This window comes from Klebsiella sp. D-Nf1 (assembly GCF_002810515.1).
Classification (GTDB): Bacteria; Pseudomonadota; Gammaproteobacteria; order Enterobacterales; family Enterobacteriaceae; genus Klebsiella; species Klebsiella variicola.
Map to the genome: position 1 here is coordinate 675860 of NZ_PIOK01000001.1, position 23398 is coordinate 699257.

At 57.5% G+C, this 23398-nt stretch carries 22 protein-coding genes and 1 pseudogene; 16 read left to right on the plus strand and 7 right to left on the minus strand.

From position 1 onward, the window contains the following. Nucleotides 1-23: 23 nt before the first annotated feature. Nucleotides 24-1811: an aryl-sulfate sulfotransferase gene (locus CWM54_RS03285; protein WP_100695935.1), complete on the plus strand. Its 1788-nt coding sequence runs from the start codon at nucleotides 24-26 to the stop codon at nucleotides 1809-1811. Between the two features lie 144 nt (nucleotides 1812-1955). Here the strand turns inward: CWM54_RS03285 and CWM54_RS03290 are convergent, their stop codons facing one another. Next, entirely contained in the window at nucleotides 1956-2342 is a 387-nt protein-coding gene (locus CWM54_RS03290; protein ID WP_100680037.1) for a VOC family protein, read from the minus strand. Nucleotides 2343-2572: 230 nt separating this feature from the next. Here CWM54_RS03290 and CWM54_RS03295 point away from each other — a divergent pair, with 230 nt between their 5' ends. Further along, entirely contained in the window at nucleotides 2573-3400 is an 828-nt protein-coding gene (locus tag CWM54_RS03295) for a DUF6216 family protein (RefSeq protein WP_100695937.1), read from the plus strand. Between the two features lie 126 nt (nucleotides 3401-3526). Here the strand turns inward: CWM54_RS03295 and CWM54_RS03300 are convergent, their stop codons facing one another. Next, nucleotides 3527-4411, minus strand: a complete 885-nt coding sequence (locus tag CWM54_RS03300; RefSeq protein WP_100695939.1) for a LysR family transcriptional regulator — start codon at nucleotides 4409-4411, stop codon at nucleotides 3527-3529. A 172-nt stretch (nucleotides 4412-4583) separates the two neighbouring features. Here CWM54_RS03300 and CWM54_RS03305 point away from each other — a divergent pair, with 172 nt between their 5' ends. The 3 genes from CWM54_RS03305 (at nucleotide 4584) to CWM54_RS03315 (ending at nucleotide 7936) form a co-directional block, all read left to right on the plus strand. After that, nucleotides 4584-5720, plus strand: coding sequence for an alpha/beta hydrolase (locus CWM54_RS03305; RefSeq protein WP_100695941.1), 1137 nt, complete (start codon nucleotides 4584-4586; stop codon nucleotides 5718-5720). A 65-nt stretch (nucleotides 5721-5785) separates the two neighbouring features. Beyond that, on the plus strand, nucleotides 5786-6988 hold the full coding sequence (locus tag CWM54_RS03310) for an MFS transporter (RefSeq protein ID WP_100680041.1): 1203 nt from the start codon (nucleotides 5786-5788) through the stop codon (nucleotides 6986-6988). 78 nt (nucleotides 6989-7066) lie between these two features. Beyond that, nucleotides 7067-7936: an aldo/keto reductase gene (locus CWM54_RS03315; protein WP_100680042.1), complete on the plus strand. Its 870-nt coding sequence runs from the start codon at nucleotides 7067-7069 to the stop codon at nucleotides 7934-7936. 7 nt (nucleotides 7937-7943) lie between these two features. Here the strand turns inward: CWM54_RS03315 and CWM54_RS03320 are convergent, their stop codons facing one another. Continuing rightward, nucleotides 7944-10631 carry a response regulator gene (locus tag CWM54_RS03320; RefSeq protein WP_100695943.1) on the minus strand — a complete coding sequence of 896 codons (2688 nt, stop codon included), beginning with the start codon at nucleotides 10629-10631 and terminating at the stop codon, nucleotides 7944-7946. Between the two features lie 2 nt (nucleotides 10632-10633). Next, complete coding sequence (locus tag CWM54_RS03325) at nucleotides 10634-11068, minus strand: globin (protein WP_025714185.1); 435 nt, start codon at nucleotides 11066-11068, stop codon at nucleotides 10634-10636. A gap of 106 nt (nucleotides 11069-11174) precedes the next feature. Between CWM54_RS03325 and CWM54_RS03330 the strand changes: the two genes are divergently transcribed. The 4 genes and pseudogenes from CWM54_RS03330 to CWM54_RS03345 all read left to right on the plus strand — a co-directional run bounded on the left by CWM54_RS03330 (nucleotide 11175) and on the right by CWM54_RS03345 (nucleotide 13275). After that, nucleotides 11175-11429: a hypothetical protein gene (locus CWM54_RS03330; protein WP_100680044.1), complete on the plus strand. Its 255-nt coding sequence runs from the start codon at nucleotides 11175-11177 to the stop codon at nucleotides 11427-11429. Between the two features lie 8 nt (nucleotides 11430-11437). Then, nucleotides 11438-12652 carry a PP2C family protein-serine/threonine phosphatase gene (locus tag CWM54_RS03335; RefSeq protein WP_100680045.1) on the plus strand — a complete coding sequence of 405 codons (1215 nt, stop codon included), beginning with the start codon at nucleotides 11438-11440 and terminating at the stop codon, nucleotides 12650-12652. Next, nucleotides 12642-12794, plus strand: a pseudogene (locus CWM54_RS03340) (anti-sigma factor antagonist); the annotation flags it as partial. The gene CWM54_RS03335 and the pseudogene CWM54_RS03340, both read left to right, overlap by 11 nt. Nucleotides 12795-12804: 10 nt before the next feature. Next, complete coding sequence (locus tag CWM54_RS03345) at nucleotides 12805-13275, plus strand: ATP-binding protein (RefSeq protein WP_100695945.1); 471 nt, start codon at nucleotides 12805-12807, stop codon at nucleotides 13273-13275. A gap of 52 nt (nucleotides 13276-13327) precedes the next feature. Here CWM54_RS03345 and CWM54_RS03350 read toward each other — a convergent pair whose 3' ends face one another. Both CWM54_RS03350 and CWM54_RS03355 read right to left on the minus strand, forming a co-directional pair. Next, nucleotides 13328-13516: a cold-shock protein gene (locus CWM54_RS03350; protein ID WP_071839087.1), complete on the minus strand. Its 189-nt coding sequence runs from the start codon at nucleotides 13514-13516 to the stop codon at nucleotides 13328-13330. A gap of 302 nt (nucleotides 13517-13818) precedes the next feature. Next, nucleotides 13819-14733, minus strand: a complete 915-nt coding sequence (locus tag CWM54_RS03355; RefSeq protein ID WP_100695947.1) for a LysR family transcriptional regulator — start codon at nucleotides 14731-14733, stop codon at nucleotides 13819-13821. Nucleotides 14734-14841: 108 nt separating this feature from the next. Between CWM54_RS03355 and CWM54_RS03360 the strand changes: the two genes are divergently transcribed. Next, nucleotides 14842-15603 carry an SDR family NAD(P)-dependent oxidoreductase gene (locus tag CWM54_RS03360; protein WP_100695949.1) on the plus strand — a complete coding sequence of 254 codons (762 nt, stop codon included), beginning with the start codon at nucleotides 14842-14844 and terminating at the stop codon, nucleotides 15601-15603. A gap of 158 nt (nucleotides 15604-15761) precedes the next feature. On the opposite strand, the gene CWM54_RS03365 is transcribed toward CWM54_RS03360, so the two are convergent. Next, entirely contained in the window at nucleotides 15762-16328 is a 567-nt protein-coding gene (locus CWM54_RS03365; RefSeq protein ID WP_077274736.1) for a DJ-1/PfpI family protein, read from the minus strand. A gap of 582 nt (nucleotides 16329-16910) precedes the next feature. On the opposite strand from CWM54_RS03365, the gene tssB reads away from it, so the two are divergent. The 6 genes from tssB to hcp are packed head-to-tail and all read left to right on the plus strand — an operon-like array spanning nucleotide 16911 to nucleotide 23227. Beyond that, on the plus strand, nucleotides 16911-17402 hold the full coding sequence (gene tssB, locus CWM54_RS03370; RefSeq protein WP_100695951.1) for a type VI secretion system contractile sheath small subunit: 492 nt from the start codon (nucleotides 16911-16913) through the stop codon (nucleotides 17400-17402). Nucleotides 17403-17444: 42 nt separating this feature from the next. Then, the gene (gene tssC / locus CWM54_RS03375) at nucleotides 17445-18989 is read left to right on the plus strand and encodes a type VI secretion system contractile sheath large subunit (RefSeq protein ID WP_022615501.1); all 1545 of its coding nucleotides are present in this window, start codon (nucleotides 17445-17447) and stop codon (nucleotides 18987-18989) included. A 9-nt stretch (nucleotides 18990-18998) separates the two neighbouring features. Further along, nucleotides 18999-20342, plus strand: coding sequence for a type VI secretion system baseplate subunit TssK (gene tssK, locus CWM54_RS03380; protein WP_165785669.1), 1344 nt, complete (start codon nucleotides 18999-19001; stop codon nucleotides 20340-20342). After that, complete coding sequence (gene tssL / locus CWM54_RS03385; RefSeq protein WP_100695953.1) at nucleotides 20339-21028, plus strand: type VI secretion system protein TssL, short form; 690 nt, start codon at nucleotides 20339-20341, stop codon at nucleotides 21026-21028. The genes tssK and tssL overlap by 4 nt, the downstream gene beginning before the upstream one ends. Then, nucleotides 21025-22731 (plus strand): OmpA family protein, encoded by a 1707-nt coding sequence (locus CWM54_RS03390; RefSeq protein WP_100695955.1) that lies wholly within the window; start codon nucleotides 21025-21027, stop codon nucleotides 22729-22731. Before tssL ends, CWM54_RS03390 begins: the two co-directional genes overlap by 4 nt. Nucleotides 22732-22735: 4 nt before the next feature. Further along, a complete protein-coding gene (gene hcp / locus CWM54_RS03395) occupies nucleotides 22736-23227 on the plus strand; it encodes a type VI secretion system effector Hcp (RefSeq protein ID WP_023340018.1) in 492 nt (163 codons plus the stop codon). Nucleotides 23228-23398: the final 171 nt, after the last annotated feature.

Genomic DNA, 23398 nt, shown 5'->3' on the forward strand with positions numbered 1-23398 from the left:
TTTTATTATTTAAGGAGCAACATATGGGACATCCTTCCGTTTACCCGACCGGCGCCACCCTTTACGATCCGCAGCGCGCCTGGAGCGGCTACACCCTTTTCCAGGCCACCGAACACGGCGCGGTACTGGTGGATATGAATGGTCACGTGGTGCGGGAATGGCCTGAACTGCATGGGTTTCCCAACAAAATTCTGCCCGGCGGCGCCATCCTTGGCCACAGCGGCGAGCGCGACCCGCGCTATGGCATGCAGGATATGCTCGATCTGATCCAGGTGGACTGGGAGGGCAACGTGACCTGGAAATTCGACCGCTACGAACAGGTCAGCGATCCCGGCAACGAAACGCGCTGGATGGCGCGCGCTCATCACGACTATCAGCGAGCGGGTAACCCGGTCGGCTACTACGCGCCGGGGCTGGAGCCGCAGGTGGATGGCGGCAATACCCTGATCCTCGCCCACACCAATCTGGTTAATGAAGCGATCTCCGACAAGCTGCTGCTGGACGACACCATTATTGAAGTCGACTGGCAGGGCAATGTGGTCTGGGAGTGGCGCTGCAGCGACCATTTTCATGAGCTGGGCTTCGACGATGCGGCACGCACCGCGCTGTACAATAACCCGAATATGCGCGCCAGCGGCGGCGGAATGGGCGACTGGATGCATATCAACTCGATGTCGGCGCTGGGACCGAATAAATGGTATGACGCCGGCGATGCGCGCTTTCATCCCGACAACATTATCTGGGACGCCCGCGAATCCAACATTATCGCCATTATCGATAAGCAGAGCGGCAAAATAGTCTGGCAGCTCGGCCCGGACTACAGCAAACCGGAGCTGAAGCACATCGGCTGGATCATCGGCCAGCATCATGCGCATATGATCCCGCAGGGGCTGCCGGGCGCGGGCAATATCCTGATTTTCGACAACGGCGGTTGGGCCGGATACGGTGCGCCGAACCCGGCGTCGGAGGATGGGGTGAAAAACGCCTGGCGCGATTATTCACGGATCCTTGAGATTAACCCGCTGACCCTCGATATTGAGTGGCGCTACTCGCCTTATGAAGCGGATCTGCCGCAACCGACCGACTCCTATCGCTTCTACAGTCCGTATATCAGTAATATGCAGCGCCTGGAAAATGGCAATACGCTGATTAACGAAGGATCGAACGGCCGCATTTTTGAAGTGACCCGCGATCACGACATTGTCTGGGAATATATTTCGCCGTTCTGGGGCAAAACGCTGAATAATAATATGGTTTACCGCGCCTACCGCATTCCTTACGCGTGGATCCCGCAGCTTGCGCAACCGCAGGAGACGCCGATTGCGGCAGTCGATGTCCGCACTCTGCGTCAGCCGGGCGCGGCGGCGGCGGGCCCGGCGCAGAGCGTGGTGCGCGTAGCGGGCGTACAACCGTACAGTAAAAGCGCCGATGCGCTGTGCGTAGCAACCGATAACGATACTCTGCGCCGCAGTCCGAAGCTGTTCCGCGTTGCGGAAAGCGCATTCCGGCCGATAAGCGCGGCGAGTGAACTGCAGGGTGAACGACCCGTGCTGCTGTTCGTTGGCGCGGAGCGCTGTGTGCATTGCCGTAAACTCTGGCAGCTGCTGGCCCATGAAAAACTCAGCCAGCGTATTGCTCAGTTTGAAACGCGCTATCTGGATGCCGATCTGCATCAGGAACTGGCCAGCGACCTCGGCGTACGCGGCCTGCCGACGCTGCTGCTGATAACATCGGGCCAACCGATATCGCGCGCACCGACGCAATACTCAGTGGAAAGTCTGCTCAACTGGTTGAACAGTGTCAGCCTGTGATGCTATCCAGTTGAGAGGATAACTGTGGCGCTGCGGCTTGCAGCGCCAGTTTCTCCAGCTCTCCCTCTCTCGCTACAGCAGAAAGCGCACTTTTCTGGCAGTATGGCCGACTGATACCAGGTCCAACCCTCTGAAAGCGAAGCATCAGAAGATCTCATCTGCTGTGTTTTTGTCATGATGCTCAACGTATTCGGCAATCATGCCATCCGGATGCCGAACCAGCATGTTCCAGCCGGTGGGCACGGCCTTCACCGGGTTGATAATCGTTGCTCCGGTGGAAGGCAGATGTTTCTCCCAGGCGGTAATGTCGTTGACCAGGAAAGTGGCCTCGGTGGCGCGAAAAGGCGCCAGGCTTTTCTCGGTTCCGCCAATTAAAAGCACAGAACCTACCTGCGCCAGTTTGAGATCGTATTCGGGATAGTCGAAACGCAATCTGGCCGTCTGCGCGATAAGGTTTTCATAAAACGAAACGGTCTCTTCAAAGCGGGTAATCAGCACGCATCGACGGATCAGGATATTGAGGACTTTCATTATATCTCCTTCGCCATTTTCTCAGAGATAGCGTAGCAGCACTGAGGTGGAATGTAAGGCTCAAGTAGCAGAAGTGCGTGACGTATAGTTATGGCCTGCGTATAAGAAGATATCGGCAATGACCTTGTGCGCTGGATAAGAAAAGTTGCAGTTAAAAAATATTTATTTTGTAATGATGCTGTGGTGTGATTGCTGAGCATGCGATTAGCGGGATGATTAAGAGGGGATAGATGGAAAGTTTAATTTCTTCGATATGGAATTTTGATGGACTGATAAATAGCGCGTTAATTTTTGTTACTTTTGGCTTATTAGGGGTGTTTATCTGGAAACGGGCAGGATCCGCATATTCTTTATTGAACCGGCTATGGGAGTTCTGCCTGGGAGGGAAAACGTTTCACGACGGTAAAATAAATGCATATTTCAATGAGAGAAATGATGTTGAACGCTTTAATGTTTTATTTAATGTCGGCGCAAGAAATAAAGAAGAGATCAAGTCGCTGATTAACTGGACAAAAAAGAAAAATATAGATATTCGTCATGTCACAGCCGCGAAAGGATGGTTTGAAATATCAACGCTTAAGGCAATAAAACCATTATTTATCGCTAATACTGGCGTATTTGTCTCTTGTGTGTTAACTATGCTGCTATTATCAAATTTTATGTTGCTGGCATTGAAGCCATCCGCATTAGTACGATTAGGCGACGACAAGTCATGGGTTTGGATTAATGATCATATTGCTGAGAGTTCGATCTGGACCAATAATTACCTTCCCCTGAACTGGACTGAGTGGAAGCTCGATAAAAAACAGTGTGAAAGCAAGGCGTTCGATAAAACGGCTTTCTCAGAAAAAGCGGGGATAAGTGTGCGCTCGGTTGACAGGATTTGTGAAAATTTTTCAAGTGGTTCGTTGAGTGATACTATAAATAGCATTATTAAAAATCAAAAGCTGGCATGGGTTTTGGCTATTTACCCCTTCATTTTTACGATCATTTGCTTTTTTAGTTTATTACGTAGAGGCGCTGCTTCTAAACTTTATAATGAAGTACATAACTCGTAAAATGAATCTATATATTCATTTCCGCCTGGCATGACTATTTGCATAGATCGGAATTGAATGACAGGTCCGAGCACAGTAGCTGTCTCTGACCACTACCAGTTGCCTGCTGCCCGCAGGCAACCTCTGCTACATTCGCAATGTATCAATGACCGCTCTCAGCGCGGGCGACACATTGCGGTGCGGGTAATAGAGAAATGAACCTTCCAGACGCTGGCTATAACGCTGGAGCACCCGGATAAGTGTGCCCTGGGCTAGATCGTCGGTAATCAGCTCTTCCGGGACATAGGCCAGCCCCAGACCGAGCCTCGCCGCTTTGGCCTCCATATAGCTATCGGCGAAAGCCCACTGTCCCTGAGGCGGGTGGGTGATTTTTTTGCCATCCACATTAAGTTCCCAGGCGTAAAGGCTGCCGTCGCCGAACTGATAAGCGATGCAGGGGTGGACGACTAAATCGGCGGGCGTTTGTGGAAAGCCGTAGCGGCGAAAATGTTCCGGGGTACCGACAACAGCCATCTCCATATCGGGCGAAATGCGTACCGCAATCATACCACTCCCGACTTCCGGGCCCAGACGCACGCCCGCATCGAATCGCTCCGCAATAATATCGACAAACCGGCTTTCGCTGATCAGTTCCAGTCTGATATCGGGATAGCGGTGTTTAAATACTGCCAGCTTCGGCAGCAGGACTTTATCAATGGCATGCTGGCTGGCATTGATGCGTACCGTACCGGAGGGCGTTTGACGATAGTGGGCCAGCGTGGCGAGTCCCATATCTAAGGCGTCGAAACCGGATTCGACATTGTGATAGAGCTGCTCACCCGCCTGAGTGAGCGACAACCGGCGGGTGGTACGCACCAGAAGCTGAACGCCCAACCGTTCTTCAAGTTCGCGAACCGCACGGCTTACCCCGGACTGCGCCAGGCCAAGTCGTTGCGCTGCGGCGGTAAAACTGCCTTCCCGCACCACCTGCATAAACAGATAAAGGTCATTATAGTTTTCCCGTTTCGCCATTCTCCCGCCTCGTCATCCACATGCCATTTAGAACAATATGGTATTAATTTTAGCATTTTTTACCTACTAATCAGAACCATTACTGCTGGCTACACTAAGCGCACGACAATAAAGCAAAGCTGCATTGTCTACTGGAGACTTGCATTGATCTCGTTTATTTAGGGGAATTTTGATGACGGTTTTCACCAAAAAACTGACAGCCGCGATACCCGCCATGCTGCTTTGCGCCTCATTAACTGGAGTGACAACGATGAGCTATGCTGAGACAACTAACCCGAATGCGCCTGTTTCACTGATTGAAAAATGGGATAAAACGTTTGCTGAAAGTTTGAAAGTGGATCATCGTAAGGTGACCTTCCAGAACCGCTACGGGATAACCTTAGTTGGCGATCTCTACCTGCCGAAGGATCGCGGCGACCGCAAACTGGCAGCTATTGCCGTGAGCGGTCCCTTCGGCGCGGTAAAAGAGCAGTCCAGCGGCCTGTATGCCCAGACGCTGGCCGAACAGGGGTTTGTCACCCTGGCGTTTGACCCATCCTATACGGGCGAAAGCGGTGGCTACCCACGCAACGTGGCCTCACCGGATATCAATACCGAGGATTTCAGTGCCGCGGTGGACTTTCTGGGCCTGCAAAAAGAGGTGGATCGCAACCGTATCGGTTTGCTCGGCATTTGCGGCTGGGGCGGTATGGCCCTAAACGACGCGGCGATGGATACACGCGTCAAAGCGGTGGCGACCAGCGTCATGTATGACATGAGCCGCGCGATGGGGCATGGGGTAGGCGATGGCAAAGACCGCTACACGACAGCTGACCGCCGAGCGGTACTGCATTACCTGAACGCGCAGCGCTGGAAGGATGCGGCAAACGGCACTTTCGCCCCCGGTGGGCATGACATTTATGTTGATGATAAAGGCAACGTCAGCGCTGCCGATCGTATTTTGCCGGAAACCTTGCCCGCCAACCCCAACCCGGTCCTGAAAGAGTTCTTCGATTATTACCGTATGCCGCGTGGTTTCCATGCGCGTTCGGTTAATTCAACCGGGGCATGGAATGCGACGATGCCGCTGTCGTTTATGAATATGCCGCTGCTGAGTTACGCCAGCGAAGTGACTATTCCGACGCTTATTGTGACCGGCGAACAAGCCCACTCACGCTATTTTGCCGAAGATGCCTTTAAGGCGATCGGCAGTAAAGAGAAAGCGCTGGTGATTGTCCCTGGCGCAAACCACGTCGATCTCTATGACAACGTCGCGGGCAAAATTCCCTTTGCTACATTCACGCAATTTTTCAAAACCAACCTGCAATAGCTCTCCTGTGCCGGAGACATCCCCAAAGCCGCCTGCAGGCGGCTTTGTTTTGTCGGAGATAAATAATGTCTGGATTACATAATACCCGCGCATACTGGAGCGGCGTCCTGGCGATGACGCTCTGCGTATTTGTGCTCATTGCCTCAGAGTTTATGCCGGTCAGTCTGTTGACACCCATCGCGGGTGATTTACACATTACCGAGGGATTAGCAGGCCAGGGGATCGCGCTTTCTGGCGCGCTGGCGGTACTGACCAGCCTGACGATTTCCCGTCTTACCGGGTCGCTGGACCGTAAATGGCTGTTGCTGGGGCTCACGGCGTTGATGGCGGCCTCAGGATTGATGATTGCCCAGGCGTCCAGTTTTCCGGTTTATATGCTGGGCAGGGCGCTCATCGGGATCGTCATCGGCGGATTCTGGTCATTGTCGGCAGCAACGGCCATTCGGCTGGTGCCGCAACGCCAGGTTCCCCGCGCGCTGGCCATTTTTAACGGTGGTAACGCATTGGCCACGGTCGTGGCAGCGCCGCTGGGCAGCTACCTGGGGGCCACCGTCGGCTGGCGCGGCGCCTTTTTATGTCTTGTCCCGCTGGCGGTGCTGGCCTTCGTCTGGCAATGCGTTAGCCTGCCGTCGATGAAAAGTCCGCGCGCACCACAGCGGCAGGGATCGGTGCTGCGTCTGTTCCGTCTTTCTACGCTATCCCTGGGATTGCTGGCCTGCGGGCTGTTCTTTATGGGGCAGTTTACCTTATTTACCTATGTGCGACCGTTTCTGGAGACGGTGACCCGGGTCAGTTCTTCTGGTCTGCCACTGATATTACTGGCGATTGGCGTCGCTGGTTTTGTCGGCACGCTGCCCATTTCGACCGTTCTGCACGCCCGGTTTTATCCGACGCTGGTGGCTATCCCTTTGGTTATGGCTGCGATTGTCGGAGCGCTTTTGCTGGCCGGGCACCATACCGGTGCCGTCACCGTACTGTTAAGCCTGTGGAGCCTGCTGGCGACGGCGGCGCCCACCGGCTGGTGGACATGGATTGCGCGGACGCTGCCCGAGGAGGCGGAGGCGGGCGGTGGTCTAATGGTTGCCGTGATCCAGCTATCGATTGCCCTCGGGTCAACGGCAGGCGGCCTGGTGTTTGATAGTCTGGGATGGCACAGCACTTTTGCACTGAGTGGTCTGTTACTGCTGGGCGCGGCAGGGGTGACTTTTCTGCTCTCTGTCAAAATCAGATCATCTCAGCGCACTGCGATTAATGAATTGAATGCATAAGTCAAATCAGGAATGACAGGCTAATCGTGACCGCGTTCCTGTCTTACCATGGTGTTTTAACAAGAGGGGAGCTTCACCGTGGAATATTCCGTATTAAGTAACAACCTAAAAATGCCGATGCTGGGCTTTGGCGTTTTTAAGGTGACCGATAAAGCAGAGTGTAAGCAGTCGGTGCTGAACGCCATTCGTACCGGCTACCGCCTTATCGATACCGCTGCCGTCTATGATAATGAAGATGCGGTGGGGGAGGCCGTTCGCGAAGCCATCGCCGAAGGTTTGTGTACCCGTGAGGCGCTATTTATTACCTCCAAACTGTGGATTCAGGACATGGACAACACCGGGATGGCGAAAGCCGGGATTGCCGCGTCCTTAAAAAAATCCGGGCTGGAATACTTCGATCTTTATCTGTTGCATCAGGCGATGGGCGATTATTTCAGCGCCTGGCGCGCGCTGGAAGACGCGTATGAAGCCGGGAAGCTGAAAGCGATTGGCGTCTCCAATTTCTACCCCCATGTGTTAGCTAACTTCTGCGAAACCGTCAGAATCATGCCGATGGTGAACCAGGTTGAACTGCATCCTTATTTCGCGCAGCCTGCGGCGCTGGAAACCATGAAGCATTATCACGTTCAGCCTGAAGCCTGGGCGCCGTTAGGCGGCGGCAGACATCACCCGTATGAAGATGAAATGCTGCAGGGGATTGCCGATACCCATCAAAAAACCATTGCGCAGGTTATCCTGCGCTGGAACGTGCAGCGTGGCGTCACGGTGATCCCTAAATCCACCCGCCAGGAGCGTATTGAAGAGAACTTTGCCATCTGGGATTTCTCGCTCACCGCGAGCGAAATGGCGCAGATCGGCGCCCTGGATTTAGGTTACGTTGGCGAAGCGGTGAAACACTTTAACCCTGAATTTGTTCGCGGCTGTCTGGGGGTGAAAATCCACGACTGATCGCGGCTTAGCGTGAAGCCGCCTGCGCTCTGCGATGTAGCCACCGGTGGCAGCCTGTGGTTGCCTCGGCCAGCGCGTCGCGCAGGTCATCTGGCACGGTCCGGTCGGGCGACGTCGCCTGGCTCTCCAACTGCTGGAGCACCCCGGCAAGGCGTTGAAAGCCGAGGGTGACCGCCTCGCCGCGCAGCTTGTGGGCGGTACGGCGCCACGTCTCCCGGTCATTGGCGTCAATGGCGTGGGTAAGGGCCGCCGTTGCGGTGTCAAGCCCTTCAGCGAAGAGTCCCAGCAGCTCCTCGACCAGCTCAGGATCGTCGGCGCACTGTTTTAGCAGGTGGGCCTCGTCCGGCAGGCCTGCCTCTTCGTCCGGACCGCTATCTGCCGCTGCGCCGACGCGGGCGATGGCTTCCCTCAGCGCCTCCTGGCTCACCGGTTTGGCGATATAGTCGTCGAAGCCCATCGCCAGACAGCGCTCTCTATCGCCCTGCATGGCGTGGGCGGTCATCGCAATCGCGAACTGGTGCTCCCGGCCCAGCGCCAGCGTCTCTTCGCGCAGCAGGCGGATGGCGGTTTCACCGTCCATCTCCGGCATTTGCAGATCGATCAGCAGGAGATCCCAGCAGGCGGCGCGCCAGCGCGCCAGCGCCTCCCGGCCGTTATTTACCACTTCGCAGCGGTGGCCAAGCTGTTCCAGCAGTCGTCTGGCGACCTTTTGATTCACCAGGTTATCTTCGGCCAGCAGGATATGCAGCCCGGTCTGGTCCCTGACCGGTCCCGCAACGGGGGCTGGCGCTGTTGTCGCTACTGGCGTGGGGACCAGAATCCCGGCGATAACCTGATGCAGCTCGCGCTGTGCCACCGGTTTATGCAGATAGTGGGCGATACCGATGCGCTTAAGCATATTGGCGTCAAAATGGCGGCTCATGGAGCTGAGCATAATGATTTGGCTTTGTCTGGCCTCGGGCAGGGCGGAGAGCTCCAGCGCCAGCGACACGCCGTCCATATCCGGCATCTGCGCATCCAGCAGGATCAGTGGCCAGGGCGGCCCTTCGGCGGCCCGGCGTAGCGCCTCACCAGCGTTGTCCACGCAGGTCGGTATCAGTCCCATCTGGCGAAGCATAGTGTCGAGCAGGCGCAGGTTGGTGCTGTTGTCGTCAACCACCAGCACCCGCTCGTTGTTGAAGCGTCCCGGCGGGGCGCTACCGGAGGCGGCGGCGTGCAGGCCTTCCAGCGGCAGGGTGAAGGCAAATTCGCTGCCCGCCCCGGGCTGGCTCTCCACCGTCAGCTCGCCGCCCATCAGGCTGACCAGGCGGGCCGAAATGGTTAACCCCAGCCCGGTGCCGCCGTAGCGGCGGGTGGTGGAGCTATCGGCCTGGCTGAAGGCCTCGAAGATCGCCTTTTGCTTCTCCGGGGCGATGCCGATGCCGGTATCGCGAATGCGAAAGCGCCAGCGGCTTTCGTCGTCGGCCGGCGCAATCGCCAGCAGAACCTCCCCCTGATGTGTGAACTTCAGCGCATTACCCAACAGGTTAGTCAGAATTTGCCGCAGCCGGGGGCCATCGACGATCAGCACCTCCGGTACCGCAGGGGAGATGTCCACCAGCAGCTCAATGCCCTTTTCGCTGGCGGCAGGCATATGCGGGCGGATCAGCGACTGGATAAAGGGGCGGATCTCCAGCGGCTCTTCGTCTACCTGCATCTTGCCCGACTCAATGCGTGAGAAATCAAGAATGTCGTTAATGATGTGCAGCAGCGACTGGGCTGAGCTCATCACCAGCGAAAGGTACTCCCGCTGCTCTGCGGTCAGCGGCGTGTCGAGGCACAGCTGGGTCATGCCGAGAATGCCGTTCATCGGGGTGCGGATTTCGTGGCTCATATTGGCGAGGAAGGCGCTTTTCGCTTCGTTCGCCTCGCGGGCCTCCTTCGCCGCCTCAATGGCCAGCAGCTCTGCGGCTTTGCGCCGGGTAATATCCTGCAACGTCCCGATCACCCGCTCTGCCTGCTGCTGCATATTGAGGGTGACGATCTGCCCGGAGAGCAGCATCCAGCGCCAGCCTTGCGTCGGGTGCTGGACGCGAAGTTCACATTCAAAAACCGGCATATGTTCGTTTTGCGAGGCGATCATCGCCTGCTGCAGGGTAGCGCGATCGTCCTCGTGGACCAGATTGAGCATAAAACGCAGCGGATAGCGCCACTGTGCCCGCGACTGGCCGACCATCGCCAGCAGGGTGTCATTCACCTGCAGGTTGTCGTGGGAGACCTGCCAGTCCCAGATACCGATCTGGATCGACTCCGCAGTGAATAAAAAATCGTCGTGAAGCTGGTGACGTGCGCGTCGGGCCTCGTCAAGCTCGGTGATGTCGGTATGCAGACTGACAATTCCACCATCTGCCAGCCGCTGATGCTGGACGTAAATCCGGCGGTTGCCCGACTGGCGGACCTCGCAGTGGTTCGTCTGGCGGCAGTTGCGGATAATCGTCTCGCGTAGCGTCTGTTGCCGACCAGGGTCGATGTTATACCCGGCATCAATGAACTTCTCCGCCAGGCTCTCAAGGGGAGCGCCGACGGCGAGCCAGGGCGCGATCGCGGGATAAAACAGCGCCACCTTATCATTCCAGGCCTGCAGTCGTTCGCGCTCATCGTAGATCATCACCGCCGAGGGCAGGACGTTGAGGTCGACACGGTTAGCGGCGCACATGATTACTGACCTGCGGTCTGATAGTGGAGCTCCGCCTGGCGGCGTAGATACTCAAGGCCAGGGGCGATCGCCATCGCCCATGCAGTGAGGATCTCTTCATCGCACAGCGGATCGCTGGCGCGGACGGTTTTGAGCATGGCTTCCCGCCACAGCGCAAAAAACCGCGGCGGCAGGCGCAGGCCTTCCTCGCTCTGCTCGCGCGCCAGCCGTTCCAGAAAATCGGGTACGAAGAGATCACCGTTGACCGCCAGCATGGCGAAAAAGCTTTTAAAGATCATCTGCTGGCCTTCCTCGCCCGGGCGTCGTGAAAAGTGCTGCTCCGTCTCGGGAGACATATGGATAAAGGTGCTGTAGAAGGCCTGGAAAAAGCGCTTTTTATCGTGCTCCGGTACGACGCGATTCAGGCTGGCTTCAAAAAGATCGCGATAAAACTTCATGGTGCGTTCCTCATGACCCGTTCTCCCGGCAGCGGCCGGGCGGGTTAGGATCCGCAGGCGACACGCGCTGGCCATGCATGAGTTTTCCCCTTACAGGATTTCCTCGTTGCCATTCTGCGGTAAAGCGGGCCGCCGCTCACCCGTCTTTATCCAGCATCAGCCACACGATACTTTTGCTGACCAGCCATTTATCGCCGGTTTGTCGCTAAAGTCGATTGGCGTTGCCGTCAGGTTGGAGTATAGCCTGGTTGACAACCCCATTGCTGATGAGCAAGCCAACCCGCTACTGACTAAACTGATAGCGTACAGCGGCAAGTTTCGTGAAGGCACGGTCAGCCTTATCTGGTTCCTGCCGATTTAGGAGGCGCAATGTCGGTGCAGCACGTCCTGATTGTTGAAGATTCACTGGTTTATCGTCGGCTGTTGAGTCGAATGTTGATGCAGTGGGGTTATATCGTCAGCGAGGCGGAAAACGGCGTCGCTGCGCTGACGATCCTGGAGAACCAGCCCGTCAGCCTGGTGATTAGCGACTGGGAAATGCCGGAGATGAATGGCCTGACGCTGTGCCGGGAAGTGCGCCGCCGCCAGTTTGGTCACTATGTTTATCTGATATTGCTCACTGCCCGCGAAAATCCAGGCGATCTGACGCTGGGGTTTGAGGCCGGTGCCGATGATTTTCTCAGTAAGCCGGTGGAGCAGAGTGAACTGCGGGCGCGACTGCACGCCGGGGCGCGGATCCTCTCCCTTGAAGCCGACCTCGCCGCGCGCAATACGCGGCTAAGCGAAGCACTGCATCAGATTGAACAAGATCTGGAGCTGGCGGCGCGCATCCAGCAGTCGGTTCTCCCGGCCCATCAGCTGCGCCATCAGGGTTTTTTCTCCGACTGGATATTCCTGCCGTCGGCCTGGGTGTCGGGGGATATTTTTAATGTTTTCACGCTGGGGGATCATCTCGGATTTTACTGTGTGGATGTCTCCGGCCACGGTGTGGGGGCGGCGATGATGTCGCTCGCCGTCGCCCGCCAGTTTCTGCATGGCAGGGCGGTTGAACTTTTTCTTTTCTCTGCTGATAACCAGCCGGCATCACCTGCCGAGGTAGTGCAGATCCTGAATGGTCGTTTTTGTAGCGACGAGGCAGAGATCGTCAGCTATTTCACCCTCATCTATGGCGTCATTGACCTGGCAACCGGCGAGGGGAAACTGTGTCAGGCCGGGCATCCCACACCGTTTGTCGTCACTGTGGATGGAGGTGTGCGCTCGGTCGGCAGCGGTGGGGCGCCGGTGGGGTTGATGTCCAATCTCACGTGGTCAGATGTTAGCTTCTCGCTGGCGGCGGGTGAGCGGCTGTGCTTGTTCAGCGACGGTATCACCGAATGTGAAAACCGTAACGGTGAACAGTTTGGCGAAGCGCGCCTGCAGCGCCGTCTGCAGGATGGCGTAACGCTTTCGCTACCCACGCTGCTGGCGCAGTTTGCCGAGCATCTTACTTGCTGGCGCAATGGTGATGACCGGGAGCCGCAGGCAATGGCTGATGATGTTTCACTCTTGATTATTGAACGTACAGGGGACAGTGATGAAAATTGATACCGAACGGCAGGCCGCGGTCACGATCCTGACGCCGGCCGTGCGTCGGCTGGATGCTTCCGTCGCGGTGGCCTTTAAAGCGGCAATCGCCAGTGAGACAGGTGAAGCTCGTACCGATCTGATTGTTGATTTCAGCAAAATTGCACAGCCAAATGAGTGACGTGCCCGTGAATAACATCATGATGTTTCCTGCCGAACTCACCTCGCTTTCACCGCTGGCGGAGTGGCTTGCCCAGCGAATGGCGCCGCTGCCTGTTGCGGACGAGTGGCGCTTCGCGCTCGATCTCGCTGCCTGTGAAACGGCAACGAATATTATTCGCTATGCGCTGCATGAGGATCGGGAAAGTCGTTTTGGTGTGGAATTTAGGGTCGCGGACCGACGGGTGACGCTGCGCTTTACCGACGCGGGGGAAACCTTTCCCGCCGAGCGCCTGGCGCTGGCGCGTAGCGATGAGCGCTTCGATGTCGATCCGTTAGCGGAAAGTGGTAGAGGCTTGCGACTTATTTTGCGCGCGGTGGACTATTTTAACGTTGAAATGAATGCAGGGAAGAATATCACCACCCTGATAAAAGCGTTGCCTGATCCCGGCGTTAATTATTCAACCGACAAAAACTGCGATTGAAAAAAAGACGTTATCCCCAGGCGGATAACGGGCACTCTTTTCCTGCGCATTCTTATTGTTGCGCGTGCGCGGTGGACAACGCACCCAGATGATGAGGGCGGATAGCATCAAATGTCATCATCGCCGATTTGCAGAAAATGCATTTCGCACCAAAGGGATTTTTTTCAGTCACGTCAAACTGGGACGTTCTGTACTGGGAGCCATGGCAGCATGGGCATCTAAAATGGATATGTTCGATCATAATGTAAACCTTGTATGGGTAATGTTCTGTTGAAAAGACAATGGACGTTTTCAGGGAAATTAACGCGGCTGATTTTAGTTAGTGGTAAGCCGGGTATTGGATCAGACGGAGGGCTTTATTAACGAGCCAGCAGGGGTCTGACAGAGCCTGTTTACAGAAAAAGCAAAATACTAACGGGACTGCTCAAAGGAAGGTGGTATCAGGGATAACGCCTGGAGATGAGAACTCGTACTCAGATAATAACTTTTCGTCTGGTAAATCGACACAACGATTAACGCACGTGCCGCGAATAATAGCAAATATTATTTTAGCCTTCCGGATGCCTGCTGTGTCAGGGGTGCCTTCATCAGCGCGGTAACCCAGTCGATAAACACCTGAACCCGGGCAGAGAGATGCCGATTACTGGGATAGAGCAGGGAGAGCGGCAGAGGCGCAGGGCGAAAATCGGCCAGCACTTCCGTTAACGCGCCCGACGCCAGATCGGCCTCAAGGCGGGGCAAGGGGGCCTGATACAGGCCAAAGCCAAGCCTTGCCGCTTCGGCACCGACGTCGGCATCGGAGGTCAGCAGCCGACAGGGCAAACTGACCTCCGTCTGCCTGCCCTCCAGGGTAAAGCTCAGCGGCAGGGTCCGGTGGGTACGCGTTGAAACAAACCCGATCATCACGTGGCCTGTCAGTCCGTCGATGGTTTCCGGGGTACCATACCGGGCGAGGTAGGCCGGGCTGGCGCAGGTGATCTCCTGCAGCCTGGCAAGCGGCCGGCAAATCATCTCGCTGTCGGGGAGATGGCCGCCGCGAATAACGCAGTCGACCCCTTCGCGAACCAGATCGACGTCGCGTTCGCTTTCGCCGATCTGCAGCGTAATGGCGGGATAGCGGGCGAGAAACTGCGGCAGCGCGGGCAGCAGCAGGGTTCGCGCCAGATTGCCCGCCACGTCCACGCGGATCATACCGGCAATGCTCCCCCCGGCGCTGCGGTTGGCCTCCTCAAGGGCCGCCAGAATGGACACGCAGCGCTGATAATACAGCGTGCCCTCTGCCGTGGGCTGCACGTGCCGGGTGGTGCGCTGCAGCAGCCGTGCCCCGAGGCTGGCCTCCAGCGCCTGAATAGCCGCGGTCGCCACCGGCCGGGAAAGACCGAGGTCCGCGGCGGCGGCGCTGAATGAGCCGCGTTCGACGATGCGCACGAACAGGGTCAGGGTATCCAGTTTATCCATGACATTGTTCCAGCTGGCAAAACAATCCTGTCGCGCAACGCGGTCTTATCGTCGGCATGCAGAAGCCTATAATCGCTCATGTTTTCAGCAGAGATAAAAGGGGGAAACATGAACAATAGCGCAAAAATTGCCCTGGTGACAGGCGGCAGCCGCGGCCTGGGGCGCGCGACCGTTGAAGCGCTGGCTCAGCGCGGCGTGAACGTGGTATTGACCTATAACGCGCATTTTGCCGAGGCGAACGAGGTGGTCGCGCGGGTTACAGACTTGGGCGCGCGGGCGATCGCGCTGCCCTTCAGCGCCGGCGACATCGACACCTTTGACGCATTTGTTAGCGTTTTTCAGGGCGCGCAGGCGGAGCTGGGTGCCGATAAATTTGATTATCTGGTCAATAACGCCGGCAACGCCAGCGGCATGGGTTTTCTTAACGCTACGGAAGCGGAATTCGATGCGCTGTATCGTATCCACGTGAAGGGCGTTTTTTTCCTTAGCCAAAAACTATTGCCGCTGATGGCAGACGGCGGACGGATAGTGAATGTCTCGTCCGGGCTAACCCGTATCGTGATGGCGAACCGGGCGCCCTATGCGATCATGAAGTCCGCGGTGGAAACCCTGACCCGCTATATGGCGTTTGAGCTGGGCAGTCGCGGAATTACGGTGAACTGCGTGGCGCCCGGCGCCATCGCCACCGATTTCAGCGGCGGGGTGGTGCGGGATAACCCGCAGGTCGCCCAGGCTGTCGCCGGGATGACGGCGCTGGGGCGGCCTGGTCTGCCAGAGGATATCGGGCCGATGATCGCCTCGCTGCTATCTGACGATCATCGCTGGGTGAATGCCCAGCGAATTGAAGTTTCCGGGGGAATGCGGATCTAAATCGCGGGATATTGCCCGGTCGATGTCATGCGGAGTTGAGTCAGGTTAAGCTGCTGCGGGAACGGCTGATCAAACACCGCCGTGCCGGTGGGCAGGAGAGCACCAGCGCGGCGATGGCTAATTCCCTTCGTCAGAGAAAACGCTTTCTCTACAGGCCGTTATTCCGCCAGCAGGGCGGCAAATTTCGCCAGCCACTGCGGGTGGGCCGGCCACGCGGGGGCGGTAACCAGGTTACCGTCCACGTGCGCCTGGTCGATACCAATATCCGCATAGTGCCCGCCGCTCAGGCGTACTTCCGGGGCGCAGGCGGGATAGGCGCTGCAGGTGCGGCCCTGCAGAATACCGGCGGCGGCCAGCAGCTGCGGGCCGTGGCAGACGGCGGCGATAGGTTTACGCGCGGCGTCGAATGCCTGTACCAGTTTAATAACCTCCTCGTTCAGGCGCAGATACTCCGGCGCCCGGCCGCCGGGGATCACTAGCGCGTCGTAGTCCTCGGCCTTCACTGCGGCAAAGTCGGCGTTCAGGGTGAAGCGGTGCCCCGGTTTTTCGCTGTAGGTCTGGGCGCCGTCAAAGTCATGGATTGCGGTTATGACATAGTCGCCAGCGGCTTTATCCGGGCAGACGGCATCGACCTGGTGGCCAATCATCTGCAGTGCCTGGAAAGGGACCATCGTTTCGTAATCTTCGGCATAATCGCCGACCAGCATCAGGATCTTCTTGCTCATCATTTTTACTCGTTGTGGGAGAAAGGTGTCTTAGATATAGCCTGGCGATCCGCAGAATGCGACCCCCTCAGGATGCCGAAGACGGTGGCGTGCGTATCTTGTTATCGGGGTCATGTTTTTCTGGCAATGACAACTTTTTCCGGCATCGCCGCCCTGCGGTCAGTCACCCGGAAAAATATCCTTTTTAGCTACAGACGGCTGTCTGCGGTGGAAAATATCGCGGGTTCCGCAGGCTATTCCTCGTCACGTCTGGTGCATGTAGATCGGTAAGTAATAATTTTTACCCGCCAGCAGGGGTTAATTGCGTTGATATCTGGATGATTTTATCCCAGGTGATGCTTTCGCTAGGTTTGTTGTTTTATTTTAATTTTGCGCGGGATTTATTGTGATTATTATTTGAGGGCTTTGTATTGACTTATTAAATATTCACGTTGAGTGCCATGGAAAATAAATTCATTCACCTCGTGAGTATATTCAATAAATCTTCTTGTTAAGTTGATCGATAATCTATTTTTGCTTTATCATCCTCAGGTTTTTTACCGTCAATTCTTCAACAATTATTCCTCAAGGAAAGGAACTACTATGGCTGATACGTTCCAGAATGAAGTCCCCAGGGCGCGCATTAATCTCAAATTATCTCTTCATACCGGCGGCGCGCAAAAGAAGGTCGAGCTACCGCTGAAGCTGCTTACCATTGGCAATTTTAGTCATGGTAAGGAAAACCGGCCTTTATCGGAAAGAGAAAAGATCAACGTCAATAAAAATAACTTTAACAGCGTACTTTCGGAATTTAGCCCGGAGGTGAATCTCTCGGTGCCGAATACGCTGGCCGGTAACGGCGAAGAGGAGAATGTCAGACTGCGTTTTACCGATATTAAAGATTTCGAACCGGAGCAGGTTGCCCGGCAAATACCGCAACTCCGCGCCATGCTGGCGATGCGTAATTTATTACGCGATCTCAAATCCAATCTGCTTGATAACGCCACTTTCAGAAAAGAGCTTGAGGCAATCCTGAAAGATCCGGCGCTGTCCCAGGAATTACGCGACGAAATGAGTGCGCTTGCCCCGAAATAATGGCGGGGCAAGTCTGTTAATGGATTAACCGGGAAAATGCTAATGTCTGTTACCACAGAAAACGCCCCTGTTCAGGGGCAAACCACGCTGCAGGAAAATAGGGCTGGCGAGGGCGTTTACGCCTCGCTGTTTGAAAAAATTAATCTCGCCCCGGCGTCTCGCCTCGGGGATATCAACGATTTTCTGGACGATGCCGCGCTCTCCGAGGCGCCGGCGGCAGAACGTCTCACCGCGGCGATGCAGGTGTTTATGGAGCGCATCCGTCAGTCCGGTCAGCGGGTGGAAAAGCTCGACAAAACGCTGATTGACCACCATATCGCCGAACTGGATTTCCAGATAAGCCGTCAGCTGGACGCGGTGATGCACCATCAGGAGTTTCAGCAGGTCGAATCCCTGTGGCGTGGCCTCAAACAGCTGGTGGACAACACCGACTATCGCCAGAACGTCAAAACGGAGATCCTTGACGTCGCCAAAGACGATCTGCGCCAGGACTTTGAGGACGCGCCGGAGCTTATCCAGAGCGGACTCTACTGGCACACCTATACCGCGGAGTATGACACTCCCGGCGGCGAGCCGATCGGCTCGGTGATCTCGGCCTATGAGTTCGATGCCAGCCCGCAGGATGTGGCGCTGCTGCGCAATATCTCCCGCGTCTCTGCTGCCGCCCATATGCCGTTTATCGGCGCCGTCGGTCCGGCCTTTTTCCTGAAAGAGACCATGGAAGAGGTGGCTGCCATTAAGGATATCGGCAACTACTTCGATCGCGCGGAATATATTCGCTGGAAGGCGTTTCGTGAAACCGACGACGCCCGCTACATCGGCCTGGTGATGCCGCGCGTGCTGGGTCGTCTGCCGTACGGTCCGGACACCGTGCCGGTGCGCAGCTTCAACTATGTCGAGCAGGTGAAGGGCCCGGATCACGAAAAGTATCTGTGGACCAGCGCGGCGTTCTCCTTCGCTTCCAATATGGTGAAGAGCTTTGTCAATAACGGCTGGTGCGTGCAGATCCGCGGTCCGCAGGCCGGCGGCGCGGTGAAAGATCTGCCCATCCATCTGTACGATCTCGGCACCGGCAACCAGGTGAAGATCCCTTCCGAGGTGATGATCCCGGAAACGCGGGAGTTTGAGTTTGCCAGCCTGGGCTTTATCCCGCTGTCGTACTACAAAAATCGCGATTACGCCTGCTTCTTCTCGGCCAACTCCGCGCAGAAACCGGCGCTGTACGATACCGCCGACGCCACCGCCAACAGCCGCATCAACGCGCGTCTGCCTTATATCTTCCTGCTGTCGCGCATCGCGCACTACCTGAAGATGATCCAGCGCGAGAATATCGGCACCACCAAGGACCGGCGACTGCTGGAGCTGGAGCTGAACACCTGGGTGCGGAGCCTGGTGACCGAAATGACCGACCCTGGCGACGAGCTGCAGGCCTCCCATCCGCTGCGCGATGCCAGTGTGGTGGTGGAAGATATTGAGGATAACCCGGGCTTCTTCCGCGTGAAGCTGTACGCGGTGCCGCACTTCCAGGTCGAGGGGATGGACGTCAATCTGTCGCTGGTTAGCCAGATGCCAAAGGCGAAGGCGTAGGTCCGGACGATGATTAAAACGGAACGTCCGTTGTGGGGCCGGGGCATTATGGTGTCGCCCCAGCATTTTCAACAGCAGGCTGCGTATGCAGCCTGGACTGCGGAAGTGATTGCCCGGATAGGTCTTAATCACCCCTGGGGAGTGATGGAGGCGACCTTCGAACCAGAGATGCTCAAACTGGGCCGCCTGCAGGCTCACAGGCTGCAGGTCCGGTTCCAGGATGGCACGATGATTGATACGGACAATGCCGATGCGCTGCCGTCCGCGCTGTCACTGGACAGGGTGGACGACGAGGCGGTGATCGTGCTGGCGCTGCCCCTGATGCAGGCGAATGGCGGCAACTGTCTGAAGCCGGAGGAGGTGGCCGAAAGGCCGGTGCGCTTCCGGCAGCGCTGGCGTGATGTCCGCAACCAGTTCGGGGATGATACCCGGCAGATTGCCGTCATGCAGCCGGAGCTGACCCTCCGCTTCGCCCATCAGGACAACAGCGATTACCTGACCTGTCCGCTTGTTCGCCTGCAGCGGGACTCGCAGGGGGCCTGGCTTATCGACGAGACGTTTCTCCCGCCGCTGCTGCAGATCCAGGGCAGCCGCTGGCTGGCGACGCAGCTTGAACAGCTGCTTACTCAGCTTCGGGCTCGTCTGACGCGCCTGATGGCCATGCGTCGCGAGAGCAATGAACGGATGGCTGATTTTGCCGTGGCCGATGTCTCTCTGTTCTGGTTGCTGAATGCGCTGAACAGCGCCGAGCCGGTGCTGGGGTACTTTCTGCGTGACCAACAGAGCCCGCCGGAACGCCTCTATCCGGAGCTGGCGCGCCTGGCTGGCAGCCTGCTGACCTTTTCGCTCACCCATCAGGCGAATGCCGTCCCGATCTATCAACATGATCAGCTGAACGCGGTTTTTCCGCCGCTGTTTGATTTACTGAGCGACCTGCTGGAGGCGAGCCTGCCGTCGCGGGTGGTGGCGATTGCGCTGGAGCATGATGCCCGGCTGCACTTCTGGCAGGCGCGTCTGCACGATGCCCGGCTGCGGGAAGGGGCTGATTACTATCTGTCGGTTCGTTCGTCGGTACCGGTCGCCCGGCTGCAGGAGCAGTTTCCGCGACAGTGCAAAGTGGGTAGCCCGGATCATGTCAAAGCCATCGTCAACTCCTCGCGGACAGGGGTGCCCCTGACGCCATTGCGTCATGTGCCGGCGGCGATCCCGCTGCGTCTGGAAAATCAGTATTTCAGCCTCGATGTGTCCCACCCTCTGGCGACGGAAATGCTGCAGAGCGGCACCTGTATGTTCTACGTCCCGGGGATGCTCGGTGAGCCTGAACTTGAACTTTTTGCGGTACTACGAACGTGAATGAGCCTAAACGCGGCAACGCCGCGTCCATTGATATTGATGCGCTGCTGCAGAACACCTGGCTGCAGGTTATCAGCCTGCGCCACGGCCCGCAGTTCCGCGATGAGGGAGGGTACGCGCTATGGCAGCGCTGTATTGCTGATGTCGAGCGCGTGCAACATGAGCTGAAGGCGAGCGGGCTTGATGACGCCAGCTGTCAGCATATTCTCACCGCCCAGTGCGCGCTGCTCGATGAAGCCGTGAAAGGGCGCGGCGTGGAGGATGAGGCCTGCCTGCAGTGGTATGACATTCCGCTGCAGGGGCACTTCCTCGGCACCATGGATGCCGGTGATACGCTGTGCGATCGGATGCGTGATGTGCTGCGTGAACCGGCGCCCGACCTGGCCGTGGTCACCTGTTTTCAGCGGGTGATGCTGCTGGGTTTTGTTGGCAGCTTTCGCTCCCTCAACGATCCCGAGCGCCTGAAGCTGATCAACGCGCTCAGTGAGCATGTCCCACCTTTTCAGTGCCCGTCAACCGCTCCCGTACTGGTAGAGAGTCGGGCCGGACTGGGGATAAGCGGCTGGCTGGCCTCCTGGCCGGTACGTATTGGCCTGAGCGTGATGGTGGTACTCGTCCTGTGGTGGGGGCTGAACCACTGGCTCGATCACCTGCTGCTGACCCTGTTACCGGGGACGGTGAAATGAGCCCCGCGCAGCAGCGTGGGCTGGCGCTGTGGGCCAGTCTGCTGAGTGCGCTGGTGTGCCTGCTATTTTTGCCGGTTCCCCGCTGGGGGGCGTGGCTCATTCTACTGGTGACGCTGGCCCTGATCATCGGGATCTGGCGCATCGCCAGTCGTCGTACCCGACGTAACGTTGCGTCAAGCCTGGACCATCTCCCGGAGGGCGCTTATCGCCAGCCGGTGGTCCTCGTCTGCGGCGATCTGCCGTGTGTCTGGCCGCAAGCGTCACCGGTGCGGGTCGTCAAACAGGGCTGCTGGATCCGCGTGGAAAAGACGGAGGAGCTGCAGCAGGTCGCGCGCCAGGTATTGAGCCAGCGGCCGGAATGGGGGCCTCAGCTGTCAGTGCTGCTCTGCGTCTGCCCGCAGCGGCACGCGCAAAGCGATGCGCTGACCAGCGTTCTGCTGGCCCTGCGCTGGCAACTCAGCCAGCTGCGCCAGGAGACGGGGTATGCCGTACCACTGGCGCTGCAGGGGCTGGTGGGCAGCGCGATGAGCCCCATCCTGCTCTGGCAGGCGGCGATGCCGGGTGAAGCGGTGAAAGTCTGGCAGCCCTCCTGCGCCCCCTGTTCCGTACCGGCCTGGGTAAGCGCCGGCGGGGCGGCCGCGCTGGAGCAGCAGGTGCTGATGAATAGCCTGATGGGCTGGTTTGAACAGCACGTCCATGCCGTGTTGACGGAAGAAAATACCGACCTGCCGCCTCTGACCCCAGCGGCCGTGCTGTGGGGTCTCGGGCCCTCGCTGCCTGGAAGTCTGGCGTCGTCGGCCTGGACGACGTGGTTATCCCGACATAGCGGTCTGTCGCGGGTAGCTGGCTGGCAGCCAGGCGAGAGTGACACCGAAGACGCTTCAGCGTTGCCGGAATTCATCCTGCCGCAGTTACCGGCGGGACGGGGACTCACGCCACGGGGAAGGGCCTGGCGTGCGGCGCTCGCGATTTTCACCCTCGCGGCTGTCGCCGCGCTGCTCAGCAGTGGCTGGAACAATCGACAGCTGCTGCAGCGCGTGGGCGTCGATATTGCCCGTTATGAGCGGATTGCGATGGATGATTATCGGCCAAAAGCCAGCGCTGTCAGGGTGCTGCGTGAAGATGCCGCGCTGCTGGATAGCTGGGCGCGTAACGGCGTCCCGCTGCGCCTGAGTCTGGGCTTGTATCGCGGGGAGCAGATTCGCCTGCCGTTGCTGGAGGCTATTCGCGGTTACGTGCCGCCTCCACCGCCGCCCAGGCCGGTGCAGCGCGTCGCGCCGAACGTCATCCGCCTTGACAGCATGTCGCTGTTCGATACCGGGAAATGGGTACTGAAGCCCGGTTCGACAAAGCGGCTGGTCAACTCGCTGGTGGACATTAAGGCCAGGCCCGGGTGGCTGATCGTGGTGGCGGGCCACACCGACAGCGTGGGTGAGGAAAAAGCCAACCAGCTGTTGTCGCTGAAACGCGCGGAATCGGTCCGCGACTGGATGCGCGATACCGGCGACGTGCCGAACAGCTGCTTTGCCGTTCAGGGCTATGGCGAAAGCCGACCAATTGCAACAAACGATACGCCGGAGGGCCGTGCGCTGAACCGTCGTGTCGAAATCAGTCTGGTGCCGCAGGTAGACGCCTGCCGGTTACCGGACCAACCCTCTGCGTCATCCCAGGATGATGGCGCTTCACTACACAATGGAGAGTAATTCCATGGCAATTCCTGTTTATCTTTGGCTGAAAGACGATGGCGGCGCGGACATTAAAGGGTCTGTCGACGTTCAGGATCGTGAAGGCAGTATCGAAGTGGTGGCCCAGGAGCATAACCTGTACATCCCGACCGATAACAACACCGGCAAACTGACCGGAACGCGTATTCATACGCCGTTCCTGTTCACCAAGGAGATCGACTCCTCCAGCCCCTACCTGTACAAGGCGGTGACCACCGGCCAGACCCTGAAATCCGCTGAGTTCAAGTGGTACCGAATCAACGATGCCGGCCAGGAAGTGGAGTATTTCAATACCAAACTTGAGAACGTCAAGGTGGTGAAAGTGAATCCCCTGATGCACGACATCAAAGACCCCGCCTACGAGAAGCACAACCATCTGGAACAGATTGAGCTGCGCTACGAGAAGATCACCTGGACCTATAAAGACGGCAACATCATTCACTCCGATAGCTGGAACGAACGCGCCACCGCGTAATTGCCCGTCATATTTCGCGCCGCTGGTGCGCAGGCGACGTTCGCTCACCCCGGCCGCATTGTTATCTCTGCGACCGGGGTTTATTGCGGGCGATCGCCTGATGCGGGCAGCGTTTCTCTGCCCGCCGTTTTTTGCTGAGCGCCTGAGATACGGGTTCTCAGCAAAGAAAAA